The following is a 13,064-nucleotide window of genomic DNA, read 5'->3' on the forward strand; positions in this document are numbered from 1 at the left end:
TTATCTCCAGCGTTTCTCATAAGCGCCTGAGGTGGTCTGCTGACCTTCACTCAATGTACGCAATCGCGACAAAAGGGCGGCGCGTCGTTCCGGCCCTGCCGATAATGTCTGACGCAAAGTCGAAACAACTTCCGCAACATAGGCTTTACCGCGCTGACGGCCTTCGATTTTCAGGGCCGAAACGCCTGCAGCGCGCAACTCATCAATATGGTTCATGACATCAAGCGAAACCGGATCTTCAAAGGCGTAGCCTTCTTCGTCGCCAATATTAAAACGGCCTTTGCACAGCGTCGGATAGCCCGCAGCTTCTCCCGCCGGAAACCGGTTGATCGTGTAATCGCCCAGCTCCGATACAAGTTCAGAACCATCATTGCGGTAACGAACATGGCTTGCCGGAGAGCAGACGCCATTCATATTGGGTGACTTGCCGGTGGCATATGAGGAAAGCGAGCAGCGTCCCTCTGCCATCACGCAAAGGCCGCCAAAGACGAAGACCTCCATCTCGCAGGCGATTTTTTTGCCAAGTTTTGCAATGTCAGGAATGGTCAGAACACGCGGCAGTACAACGCGTTTTGCTTTGAAAGCATCGATCAGAAAACGCACTGCATCGGCATTGGACGCCGAAGCCTGCACCGAAACATGCAAGCGCTGCTGCGGATGTTTTTCGGCCGTGTAAGCCATCAGGCCGAAATCGGCTAGAATTACCGCATCCGCGCCAAGAGCTGCGGCGTCATCGACAGCGGAATACCAGATATGTTCGTCGCCCGCACGCATGAAGGTGTTGATCGCAACAAAGACCTGCGTACGGTGCGAATGTGCGAAGATTATCGCATCGCGCAGTTCATTGCGGCTGAAATTCAGTCCCGGAAAATTGCGCGCATTGGTTTCGTCACGAAATCCGCAATAGACCGCATCGGCACCTGCCTGAACAGCTTCACGCAATGCGGCCGGTGTACCTGCCGGGCAGATCAGTTCCATGTGCGTTCTCCCTGATCCGACCCTTTGACATGCAACGCCTTGTCGCGAACATAGCCCGCAATATTCTGAATGATTGGGGCAAACGGGCCTGCTGCTTTCCCAAGATCGGCGGGAAGATCGACATTGCAATCGTCCAGCGCATTGCGCAGAGCGAGAATCGCCTCCATGTCGCCGGTCACTGTGATGTCACGCGAGAAGAACAGCGCATCACCATCAAGCTTTCCTTCAAGCAATGCCAGTAGCATAACGAGCGGACCATCAATCGCTGCATCCGTTTCAACAGCCGCATCTTTGCGCATTACAGTGATTGCGGGCCGTGCAGGCTCGACCACGAATAGGAATGGCAGATCGGACGGACTGAAACCAAAGCGCTTATCGATATAGTCGCCAAGACGCTCAAACAAGCTTGGATGTGTGCGGATAACCTGAAGAAAGACGCTTGAAACAAGCGGGGTCAGCAGAAATAGCGGAACGAGCCGGGCAGGAGCAGCCACAGCTGGCGGAATCTTCATCATTACTCAGCTCCTGTTTAACATATCAGAGAATTATGCGATTCAGTGCCGTCGGAGTTTGATTAAGATCAAAGACGGGAAAACAATTCGGTACTCAAACATGAGGCATGAAAAATGCTTCTGTTTTGCCGCCGAACTATACCTGTTTGCAAAGCTTTATGCGTGAGCTTGAAAAGCGCGGCGATCTTGTGCGCATCACGCGCCCGGTTTCGTTGGTTCACGAAGTCACGGAAATCCATAAGCGTGTGCTTCACGCCGATGGTCCGGCATTGCTGTTTGAAAAGCCTGTCGATGCTGATGGTCATGTTCGGACAATCCCGCTGCTTGCCAATCTGTTTGGTGCTGAGCGACGGATTGCGTGGGGACTTGGGCGGGAAGTCGAAGAGCTGCCAGCGCTTGCCGAAATGCTTGCGGAATTGCGTGCGCCAAAGCCACCACGATCAGCCAAGGAAATCTGGAGCAAGCTTCCCATTGCGCGTGCAGCGCTTGCCATGCGTCCGCGCCGGATAAGCCGCGCACCCGTTCATGAAACGGTTCTATTAGGCGACGAAATTGATCTTGGCAAACTGCCGATTCAGTGGTGCTGGCCGGGTGAACCTGCGCCGCTTGTGACGTGGCCGCTGGTGATTACATGTGCGCCCGACGATCCGTCAGACGTGAATGTCGGAATCTACCGCATGCAGAAATTAGGATCAGACCGTCTGATCATGCGCTGGCTCGCCCATCGTGGCGGAGCGCGACATCACCGTATGTGGCAGCAGCGCGGGCTGGATATGCCTGTTGCCGTTGCAATCGGCGTTGATCCGGCCAGCATATTGGCCTCTGTCATGCCGCTGCCGGAGGGTATGAGCGAACTGGCCTTTTCAGGTCTCCTGTCGCGCCGCAGACCTGTTATCACTGACGGTCGCACGGTTCCGCTGAGTGTGCCTGCCAATGCAGAAATTATTCTCGAAGGCCATGTCTCGGCGTCATATACGGCACCTGAAGGACCTTATGGCGATCATACCGGCTATTATAATAGTGTCGAAGAATTCCCTGTCATGCAACTGAGCGCAATAACCATGCGCAAACGCCCCATTTATTTATCGACCTATACCGGGCGCCCGCCAGATGAGCCGTCGAAGCTTGGCGAAGTGATGAACCAACTTTTCGTGCCGGTTGTTCGCGCGCAGTTTCCTGAAATCTCTGATCTGTGGCTACCGCCTGCCGCATGCTCCTATCGCGCGATGGTGGTTTCCATCGACAAGCGCTATCCGGGACAAGCGCGGCGGGTGATGATGGGTCTTTGGTCGATGCTGCCGCAGTTCAGCTATACCAAGCTTATCATCGCAGTTGATCCAGACATTAACGTGCGCGAATGGGATGATGTGCTGTGGGCTTTATCGACACGCTTTGACGCAAGCCGTGATCTCGTCATGCTTGAGAGTACACCTGTCGATTATCTCGATTTTGCATCGCCGCGTTCTGGCCTTGGCGGCAAGCTGGGACTTGATGCCACTAATAAGATCGGGCCTGAAACGGATCGGGAATGGGGCGATGTGCTGACTATGAATGACAGCACAATTGCGCGCGTCGACGCGATCTGGGATGAACTTGGTCTTAGCGGAGTGCCACGCCAATGAAGCGGATTGTTATCGGTGTTTCCGGCGCATCAGGTTCTATCATTTCTCTCAAAATCCTAGAAAAGCTGGCAAAGCTAGAAGATGTAGAAGCGCATCTTGTTGTCTCGGAAGCTGCTGAGCGCACTTTGCGCTATGAACTGGGCCCCAATGGCTATTCGATGCTTCATCGGCTCGCAGACAAAACCTATTCGGTTGAAGATGTAGGGGCTACCATTGCAAGCGGCTCGGTGCCGACAGCGGGGATGATTGTTGCGCCGTGCTCAATGCGCACCCTTGCATCGATTGCGCATGGTTTCAGCGACAGTCTGCTGACGCGTGCTGCGGATGTGCATTTGAAAGAAAGGCGCAGATTGGTTTTGTTGACACGCGAAGCACCACTGCATCTCGTCCACTTGCGCAACATGTGTACGGTTACAGAAATGGGGGCAATCGTGATGCCCCCCGTTCCGGCTTTTTATCTGCATCCTCAAAGTGTGGAGGAAATTGCCGATCAGATTGCAGCGCGCGCAATTGATCTAGTCGGCGCAGTCACTTCTTTAGCGCAAAGCTGGAACCCAGATAATTTCGCGAGCGGATACGCCATTTCTGATTAGGTGGAGCTTTTGCCTCCGCGAGCATCAAACTCATCCATAGGATCATAAATAAGAGGCTTTTTTGTAGACTAGAAAACATGATCCATCAACAAGCATTTTGAAGCATTTTCAGCGTAAACGCGTCCAAATTTAAGCCGTTTTTCGTTCAATATAACGTTGCAACCGAACCAAGATTTTTTCTAGTTGTTCTGAAACAAAGAAGAAGACGCACGGATCGCTATTCATCGACATAAACGGGTGCCTTACCCCTAAGGGCAGCCAGCTAGGTTGAAATGAATATGTTGACTACGGGCGCTACAGCTTTCGATTATGTGATCCGGCAATCCCGTTGCTTTTGCCATTTGGCCCACAAGGTGTTTTCTAATCACGTTTGTTCAGTCTTGATTGCGCTGATTACGCTCAGTATTTTTGCATCTCCTTCATATTCCGCCGACTTGCAAAAGTATCTTCCGACGTTGGAAGTCACGCAGGTCTTCCCCGGAGCAGACAGTGTTGGCAAACCTGCTGGTGAACCACCGATTGCCCCTGTGACGAAGGGTGGCGAGCTGCTCGGCTACGTTTATCTCAATTCCGATTTCACCAGTTCGATCGGTTATTCCGGTAAGCCGATCCGCATCCTCGTTGGAATAGATACCAAAGGTGTCATTCGTGGTATCAAACTGGTGGACCACAAAGAGCCTATCGTCCTGATTGGTATTCCTGAAGCCAAAGTTGTCGCGGCACTTAATTCCCTTGTGAACAGCGATCTGGCTTCGGTTTCAGCAGGCAAGGCGAAACCGCCACAGGTCGAGATCGTCAGTGGTGCAACCGTCACGGTTCTTGTGATGGGTGACAGTATTGTGCGCTCGGCAGTGGGTCTTATTCGCAGCGGGCGACTGGGAAATACGCCCGTGTTTGCCGAGAGCGTTGACGCGCCGCGAACAGTTAATATGGAACTGCGCGCACCGCAGGATTGGCAAACGCTCATCGGTGATGGATCGGTTCGCAGCCTTAAACTCAATGTCGGCGAGGTCAGCCAAGCCTTTCGCGACGCTAATCAAGAACAGGCTGCAAACAACGCAGAGACTTCCAACCCTGACGATAACTTTATCGAACTTTATGCCGCTCCTGTTTCCGTGCCCGGCATCGGGATTAGCCTGCTCGGAAAAGACGGTTATGAACGGCTGGAAAAACAGCTTAAACCCGGTGAACAGGCCATTCTGGTTGCCGGTGACGGCGCCTATTCATTCAAGGGGTCAGGCTACGTACGCGGCGGAATTTTCGATCGCATAGAACTTTTGCAGGACGGACAAGGCGTTCGCTTCCGCGACAAAAATCATACGCGCCTTGGTGACATTGAAGCCGATGGCGCGCCGCAATTGCGCGAAATTGCGCTCTTTCGTGTGCCAGCGGGTTTCGCCTTCGATGTGACAAAGCCATGGGATTTGCAGCTTCTCGTTCAGCGCGGATTTGGTGCGCGTGACAAGGCTAATCTCAGCTATGATTTGGGCTATAGCCTGCCGGAACGCTATCTGCTCGCAAAGCCGGCTCCAGCACCCGTTCAGCCCGTATCCGCTTCTGAGGCACCGCGCCAACCGCAGCCGGTGGGAGAGGCGACGGCATCCGATATTTTTGGCAACAATAGCCCGCTTTGGGTAAAAATGTGGGAGGTGAACCGGGTCAATGTGGTGATTGCGGGGCTCGCAATCTTCATACTCGTCGCAATCTTCTTCTTCCAGAATAGTCTTGTCGCGCGTCCTCGCATTTTTGTCTGGGTCAGACGCAGCTATCTGCTTTTTATTCTGCTCTGGCTCGGATTGTACAATAATGCGCAATTGTCGGTGGTCAATGTTCTGACCTTTACCAATTCGCTGATTACCGGCTTTAACTGGGAATTTTTCCTCACCTCACCACTGATCTTTATTCTGTGGGCTTCGGTTGCTGCTGGACTTCTATTCTGGGGTCGCGGGCCGTTTTGTGGCTGGCTCTGCCCGTTCGGTGCCTTGCAGGAGCTGAGCAATAACCTTGCGCAATGGCTGAAAGTGCCTCAGGTTAAACTGCCATGGGGATTGCATGAGCGCCTGTGGCCCGTGAAGTACATCATATTTCTGGGGCTGTTCGGACTGTCACTTTACTCGGTGGCACTTGCAGAAGTCTTTGCTGAAGTAGAGCCGTTCAAAACCTCTATTATTCTCAAATTCTCGCGCGAATGGCCGTTTGTGATCTATGCACTGACGTTGCTTTCAGCAGGCGTTTTCATCGAGCGTTTCTACTGTCGCTACATGTGCCCACTGGGCGCAGCGCTTGCCATTCCGGGCCGTATCCGCATGTTTGAATGGCTCAAACGCTGGCCCGATTGCGGCTCGCCATGCCAGCGTTGCGCTAAAGAATGCCCTGTTGAAGCCATTCATCCTGAAGGCCAGATCAATGTGAATGAATGCATTTACTGCATGCATTGTCAGGAACTTTATCACGACGATCAACGCTGCCCGCACATGATTCAGGTTCGTGTGAAACGCGAAAAATTTGCCGCGCGCAATGCACCTCTTGCAGCAACTGCCGAACGCGGCGGGGGACCGGCCAAGCCCGTCATCTCAGTTAAAGGCAAACCGTTGGATGCCCAGCTTGGCACCGGTTCGCCGAACTAGTTTCTAAAGGAGAGAAAAATGACCGACGAAAACACACAATCAAGGTTTAGCAGACGACAACTACTGGGGACATCAGCATTTGTGGCAGCAGCCGGTGCAACTGGCATCGGTGGTGCGCTGCTTGCCGGAACAAGCACACCCGCACTTGCCGCCGGCAACGGTCATGCCGCCAAGGCTACCGTTTTGCCGGGCGAACTCGACGAATATTATGTTTTCTTCTCAAGTGGGCAGACAGGAGAAGTACGCATTGTCGGATTGCCTTCGATGCGCGAATTGATGCGTATTCCCGTCTTCAATCGCGACAGCGCGACAGGCTGGGGACAGACCAATGAAAGTCTGAAAATTCTCCGTGAAGGCATGTTGCCGGAAGACCGCGAATTCATGAAAGATCGCGGCGGTATTTTCCTGAACGGGGATCTTCACCATCCGCATTTGTCATTCACCGATGGCACATATGATGGTCGTTATCTCTTTGCCAATGATAAGGCCAACACGCGCGTTTGCCGCATTCGTCTGGATGTCATGAAATGCGACAAGATCATCCAGCTTCCTAACCAGCATACGGTTCATGGTTTGCGCGTGCAGAAATATCCGCGCACAGGCTACGTCTTCTGTAACGGTGAAGACCGCGTGCCAATTCCAAATGATGGTAGCAATCTCACAGATACAAAGCAGTATCATGCGATTTTCACGGCCGTCGATGGCGACACAATGAAGGTTGCCTGGCAGGTGATGGTCGATGGCAACCTCGATAATGTGGATTGCGACTATCAGGGCAAATACGCATTTGCGACCTGCTACAATTCAGAAGAAGGCGTCACACTTGCTGAAATGATGAGCAGCGAGCAAGACTGGCTTGTTGTCTTCGACCTCAAGCGCATTGAAGAAGCTGTCGCAAAAGGCGAGTTTAAGGAAATGAACGGTGTGCCGGTCGTCGATGGTCGTCACGGTTCGACTTTCACACGTTATATTCCTGTTCCGAATAGCCCTCATGGCATCAATACCGCTCCTGATGGCATTCATATTGTTGCCAATGGCAAGCTGTCGCCAACTGTGACCGTTTTTGACGTCAGAAAGTTCGATGACCTTTTTGCTGACAATATCCAGCCACGCGATGCCGTTGTTGCAGAACCGGAACTCGGACTTGGACCGTTGCACACGGCTTATGATGGCAAGGGTAATGCTTACACGACCCTCTTCATCGACAGTCAGATTTGCAAGTGGAACATCGAAGATGCAAAGCGTGCCTTTGCTGGTGAAAAGGTCGATCCAATCCGTCAGAAACTGGATGTGCAATACCAGCCCGGACACAATCACACATCAATGGGACAAACGAAGGATGCTGATGGCCAATGGCTGATTTCGCTCAATAAGTTCTCAAAGGATCGCTATCTTAACGTCGGCCCGCTCAAGCCTGAAAACGATCAGCTGATCGATATTTCAGGTGATAAGATGGAGATTGTTCATGATGGTCCAAGCTTTGCTGAACCGCATGACGCGACAATTGTTCACCGTTCCAAGATCAATCCGGTCAATTTCTGGAGCCGAGAAGATCCAATGTTCGCCGATGCGGTGAAACAGGCTGAAGCGGATGGCATCGACCTGATGGTGGATTCCGAAGTCATTCGCGATGGAAACAAGGTTCGCGTTTACATGACGTCGGCCGCCCCAGCCTTCGGTCTGACTGATTTCACGGTCAAGCAAGGTGATGAAGTGACCGTCTATGTGACCAACATTGATGAAATCGAGGACCTTACGCACGGCTTTGCGATCATCAATTACGGCGTCAATATGGAGGTTGGTCCGCAAGCGACCGCATCCGTTACCTTTACTGCCAATAAGGCGGGTGTGTGGTGGTATTACTGCTCCTGGTTCTGCCATGCCATGCATATGGAAATGAAGGGTCGTATGCTCGTGGAACCGAAAAAGAGCTGAATGAAATGATAATCCCCCGTCTGTATCTCTCATTCAGTTTTACCATCGTTCTGACAACGCTCTTTTGCAACGCTGCACTGGCGAAGCAAATCGATGTTGCTGAAGGCGAAAATGTACAGGCGGCCATTGAGAAGGCCGAGCCGGGCGATGTCGTCCGGCTTGCCACTGGCACACACAAGGGTTCGCTGGTCATTGACCGCGCAATAGAGCTTACCGGTGAACCGGGTGCTGTTGTAGACGGGCTGGGAACAGGCAATGTCATTCTCGTTGAAGCTCCTGATGCAATTGTGCGCGGGCTTGAAATACGCGGCTCAGGCGAAAACATGCCTGAACTCAATGCAGGCATTTTTGTCGCCCGAACCGCAACGGGTGCGTTGGTTGAAGACAACCGGCTGATTGAAAATCTATATGGAATATATTTGCACGGCGCCGTCGATTCCATCGCGCGAAACAATGAGGTTATCGGTCGGCGCAATGTGCGCATGACACAAACCGGCAGCGGGATTTCGATCTGGAATGCGCCGGGAGCCAAGGTCATCGGCAATACTATTCGCTATGGCCGTGATGGTATTTATACAAATGCCAGCAAAAATAACGTCTTTCAGAATAATCTCATGGAAAACGTGCGGTTTGCTGTTCACTACATGTATACCGACCGCAGTGAAGTGATTGGCAATATTTCGCGAAATAATTCGGTTGGCTTTGCGATCATGTACACCAATCGTCTCAAGGTGATGAATAACATCTCAGACGGTGATCGCGATCACGGATTGCTGCTCAATTATGCCAATAGTTCAGTAGTTTCCGGCAATCAGGTGATTGGACGCATGCAACCCATTGATCGCTGGCTCGATGCGGGTGTGCAAAAAGGCGAACACGGTCTTCCTACCGAAGAGCAGCAAGCAGCGACGCTAGGCGAAACCATGCGCCTCGGGCCAAAAAAATGCGTCTTTATTTATAATGCGAACAAGAACAAGTTCACCGACAACAGTTTTGAAAATTGCAGCATAGGCATTCACTTCACCGCTGGTTCTGAAGGCAATACCATGACTGGCAATGCCTTCATCAACAACCGCAATCAGGTCAAATATGTCGGCACACGTAACCTCGACTGGTCACATGAAGGGCGTGGCAATTACTGGAGTGACAATCCCGGTTTTGATCTTAACAGTGATGGCATAGCCGATAATCCTTACCGTCCGAATGATTTGATCGACCGGGTATTGTGGACCTCGCCGCAAGCCAAAATTCTGATCAACAGCCCTGCTGTGCAAACTATTCGCTGGGCACAGACCCAGTTTCCAGCACTTCTGCCGGGCGGTGTCGTGGACAGTCATCCTCTTATGAAACCTCCCTTTATCGAAGCCAATGGCTCGGCGGAAGGAAATCACAATGACTGAGACTGTTGTTCTCGATCAGGTTACCAAGTCTTATGGTGCTTTCAATGCGATAAGCGATGCCAGCTTTCAGCTTAATGCCGGAGAAAATATCGCGCTGGTTGGTCATAATGGCGCTGGCAAAACGACAATGATCAAACTGATGCTTGGTCTTATTCGTCCAACAAAAGGCAGTATTCGCGTTTTGGGTGAAGACCCGGCAGCAGGAGCTTTTGCTGCCAGGCTCAAGCTTGGTTATCTCCCTGAACATGTTTCTTTCAATATGGCGCTGACGGGTGCAGAGACCCTCAAATTTTATGCCCGGCTTAAAAACGTATCCAAAAGCCAGATTGCCGGATTGCTTGATCGCGTGGGTTTAGCCGATGCATCCCATCGGCGGGTTGGCACTTATTCCAAAGGAATGCGTCAACGGTTGGGACTGGCTCAGGCGCTTTTAGGCCAGCCATCCGTGCTGCTGCTTGATGAACCAACCACGGGACTTGACCCCGCATTACGCCAGAGTTTTTACGATATTCTCGAACATTTGCGACAGGAAGGCACCACAATCCTGATGTCATCACATGCGCTGACGGAACTCGAAAGCAAGGTTGGGCGTGTGATCATTGCCAATAAAGGAAAGATCATCGCCGATGGATCAATCGAAGCATTGCGTCGGATCTCTCAACTTCCTCTTCGTATTCGGGTGCAGTCTGAAGACGCACTGAAACTACCGGAAACATCCCGACAAATCGATCTGCAATGGCAGCAGCTTGATACCGGCGCTTTTGAAACTGAAGCACCCGGTGATGGCAAGATGGAGCTTATCCGGCATATCATCGCAAACAATGACAATCTGACTGAACTTGATGTGGTGCCGCCCACACTTGATGAGCTTTATGCGCATTTTCTGAATGTGGGTGATGCATTAACAAAGGAGGCGGCAGAATGAGTAATATCGCCATCATCGCATTCAAGGAAATTCAGGAAGGCTTACGCAATCGCTGGGTATTGGCGACCACGCTTTTGCTTGCAGCTCTTGCACTGAGCATGACGTTTCTTGGCAGCGCCCCCACCGGCAGTTCTGTTGGCGCAAGCCAAATGGACATTGTGATTGTCAGCCTGTCCAGCCTGACGATTTTTCTCATCCCGCTTATTGCATTGCTGATTTCACATGATGCGATCGTGGGTGAGATGGAGCGTGGAACGATGCTCCTTTTACTAAGCTATCCCTTGAGCCGTGCGCAGGTAGTTCTGGGCAAGTTCTTTGGGCAGCTTGCTATTCTCGCTTTCGCGACATTCTTTGGTTATGGCATTGCCGCTCTGGTGTTACTGGCCAGTGGACAGGCAGCGAGTGCTGAAAGCTGGCTTGCCTTCGCAACACTGATAGCATCATCGATACTGCTGGGTGCCGTTTTCATCGCCATTGGCTTTCTTGCTAGCGCACTCGTACGCGAGCGCAGCACCGCAGCCGGTATTGCCATTGGTGTCTGGCTTTTCTTTGTACTCATTTATGACGCCGCTTTGCTTGCACTTCTGGTGTTCGATCAGGGGCAAATGATCGGGACCGGTATTCTAAACACGCTGCTTCTGATCAATCCGGCTGACTCTTATCGTCTGCTAAACTTTGGAACAGGACAAGCCGGTGCGCTGACAGGCATGGGCGGCATGGCAGGAAATGCAACGCTTGGACCGGTCATTATGACTGTGACACTGGGTCTCTGGACTGTGCTGCCGCTCGCGTTTTCCATGCTGATTTTCTCCAGGAAAGAACTATGAAAAAGTCTTTGTTTCTTATTCCCGCTGCTTGTTTCATGTTTCTTGCTGGTTGTTCAGAACAGAAAACAACGGAAACTATTCCCCCTTTCGCGCTGACAGATTCCGCGATGGGCCGCTATTGTGGCATGAATGTCCTTGAGCATCCCGGTCCCAAGGGCCAGATCATTCTTTCTCCTGCAAATGAACCGATCTGGTTCTCGTCCGCGCGTGATACGATCGCCTTTACCATGTTACCTGAGGAGCCCAAGGGCATTGGTGCAATTTACGTTTCCGACATGGCGAAAGCTCCCAACTGGCAAGAACCCGGCGCGGAAAACTGGGTCGATGCGCATAAGGCATTTTTCGTCATTGAAAGTACGGCTGTCGGTGGAATGGGTGCGCAGGAAGCGGTTCCGTTTTCCACACAGGAGGCTGCGGACAAATTCGTTGCAGAAAAAGGCGGACGGATCGTAAGCTTCGCTGAAATGCCGGAAGCTTATGTGCTGGGTGATCAGACGGCCCAGAATGAAGCAACTGACACAGCTCATATGCACTGAAGGGAGCGAACTGTGACTATGACACGTCGCCTCGTTCTTGTTGGCGGGATCGCAGTTACAGCGCTTAACGCTGTGCCGCGTTTAGCTCTAGGGTCTATGTCTTTGGAGCCTGTGACGTGGCAAGGACAGGCATTGGGTGCACCAGCCAACATCATTCTCTATCACTCGGACCGCAACAAGGCGGAACGATTGATCCGCAGCAGTGTAAATGAGGCTGCACGCCTTGAGGATATTTTCAGCCTCTACCGACAAGACAGTGAGCTCTCACGCCTGAATCGCGCTGGTGCTTTGGCTTCTCCCTCGCAGGAGTTCGTGGAGTTACTTGGAATTTGCCGTGAATGCTGGCAACAAAGTGGAGGTCTTTTTGATCCAACAGTCCAACCGCTTTGGGATTGCTTGAGAAAACATTTTTCGCAACCAAAACCCAATCCTGCCGGGCCAACACATGATGATCGGGATAAAGCGTTGACAAAAGTTGGTTTTGACCATGTCCGGTTCGACAACAACCGGATTGCCTTTACAAAACCAACCATGGCTTTGACATTAAACGGAATTGCGCAGGGTTATATCACCGATAGGATTACAGCTTTGCTCAAAGCCGGTGGTGTTAAACATGCGTTGATCGATATGGGTGAATATCGCGTGATCGGTCATCAACCTGACGGGAAGCCATGGCAGATTACTATATCTCAACTGGAGGTAGGATCCAAGGCTGAAGCCTCGATTAGTATTGCAGACCAGGGGCTTGCGACATCGAGCTTTTCTGGCTTCCAGTTTGAAAATAGTGGAAAGTTCAACCATCTGCTCAATCCAAAAACCGGGTATTCAGCCTCACTATATCAGTATTTAACAGTGGTAAGCGACGATGCAGCCCGAGCCGATGCCTGGGCCACAGCGTTTAACCTCATGGAAAGGCCAGAAATCGAAGTCATTCTTCGCAATCTGCCCAATACGTGGGTTTTCGCGAGACGACGTAATGGCGAATATTGTACGTTGAATGTACCAAACGCTTCTTCGATAACATTTCTATAATTAGTCGGATAAACATCTGGATATTTTTCAACTAACCAGTTTAAGCTTTGCCAGAGCACTCTCAGTTTAGATTAAAC

At 51.6% G+C, this 13,064-nt stretch carries 11 protein-coding genes; 9 read left to right on the forward strand and 2 right to left on the reverse strand.

Annotated features, from left to right (window positions below):
• Together ubiU and ubiT are read right to left on the reverse strand one after the other, a co-directional pair.
• Window positions 1–978, reverse strand: coding sequence for a ubiquinone anaerobic biosynthesis protein UbiU (gene ubiU / locus U2P60_RS20095; protein WP_313830176.1), 978 nt, complete (start codon window positions 976–978; stop codon window positions 1–3).
• A complete protein-coding gene (gene ubiT, locus U2P60_RS20100) occupies window positions 969–1,493 on the reverse strand; it encodes a ubiquinone anaerobic biosynthesis accessory factor UbiT (protein ID WP_413574159.1) in 525 nt (174 codons plus the stop codon). Before ubiT ends, ubiU begins: the two co-directional genes overlap by 10 nt.
• A gap of 104 nt (window positions 1,494–1,597) precedes the next feature.
• Here ubiT and U2P60_RS20105 point away from each other — a divergent pair, with 104 nt between their 5' ends.
• The 9 genes from U2P60_RS20105 (at window position 1,598) to U2P60_RS20145 (ending at window position 12,987) form a co-directional block, all read left to right on the forward strand.
• Complete coding sequence (locus U2P60_RS20105; RefSeq protein ID WP_413574161.1) at window positions 1,598–3,112, forward strand: UbiD family decarboxylase; 1,515 nt, start codon at window positions 1,598–1,600, stop codon at window positions 3,110–3,112.
• A complete protein-coding gene (locus U2P60_RS20110; RefSeq protein WP_413574162.1) occupies window positions 3,109–3,705 on the forward strand; it encodes a UbiX family flavin prenyltransferase in 597 nt (198 codons plus the stop codon). The genes U2P60_RS20105 and U2P60_RS20110 overlap by 4 nt, the downstream gene beginning before the upstream one ends.
• Window positions 3,706–4,085: 380 nt before the next feature.
• Window positions 4,086–6,332: a 4Fe-4S binding protein gene (locus U2P60_RS20115; protein ID WP_413574354.1), complete on the forward strand. Its 2,247-nt coding sequence runs from the start codon at window positions 4,086–4,088 to the stop codon at window positions 6,330–6,332.
• 18 nt (window positions 6,333–6,350) lie between these two features.
• Window positions 6,351–8,267 carry a TAT-dependent nitrous-oxide reductase gene (nosZ, locus tag U2P60_RS20120; protein WP_413574164.1) on the forward strand — a complete coding sequence of 639 codons (1,917 nt, stop codon included), beginning with the start codon at window positions 6,351–6,353 and terminating at the stop codon, window positions 8,265–8,267.
• Window positions 8,268–8,272: 5 nt separating this feature from the next.
• Window positions 8,273–9,667 (forward strand): nitrous oxide reductase family maturation protein NosD, encoded by a 1,395-nt coding sequence (locus tag U2P60_RS20125; protein WP_413574165.1) that lies wholly within the window; start codon window positions 8,273–8,275, stop codon window positions 9,665–9,667.
• A complete protein-coding gene (locus U2P60_RS20130; RefSeq protein ID WP_413574167.1) occupies window positions 9,636–10,592 on the forward strand; it encodes an ABC transporter ATP-binding protein in 957 nt (318 codons plus the stop codon). The genes U2P60_RS20125 and U2P60_RS20130 overlap by 32 nt, the downstream gene beginning before the upstream one ends.
• Window positions 10,589–11,419, forward strand: coding sequence for an ABC transporter permease subunit (locus U2P60_RS20135; RefSeq protein ID WP_413574169.1), 831 nt, complete (start codon window positions 10,589–10,591; stop codon window positions 11,417–11,419). Before U2P60_RS20130 ends, U2P60_RS20135 begins: the two co-directional genes overlap by 4 nt.
• On the forward strand, window positions 11,416–11,955 hold the full coding sequence (locus U2P60_RS20140; RefSeq protein WP_273729257.1) for a nitrous oxide reductase accessory protein NosL: 540 nt from the start codon (window positions 11,416–11,418) through the stop codon (window positions 11,953–11,955). The genes U2P60_RS20135 and U2P60_RS20140 overlap by 4 nt, the downstream gene beginning before the upstream one ends.
• A 12-nt stretch (window positions 11,956–11,967) precedes the next feature.
• Complete coding sequence (locus U2P60_RS20145; protein WP_413574171.1) at window positions 11,968–12,987, forward strand: FAD:protein FMN transferase; 1,020 nt, start codon at window positions 11,968–11,970, stop codon at window positions 12,985–12,987.
• The last annotated feature ends 77 nt before the right edge of the window (window positions 12,988–13,064 follow it).

Origin of the sequence: Brucella sp. H1_1004 (assembly GCF_047308065.1) — a bacterium.
Lineage (GTDB): Bacteria > Pseudomonadota > Alphaproteobacteria > Rhizobiales > Rhizobiaceae > Brucella > Brucella pseudogrignonensis_B.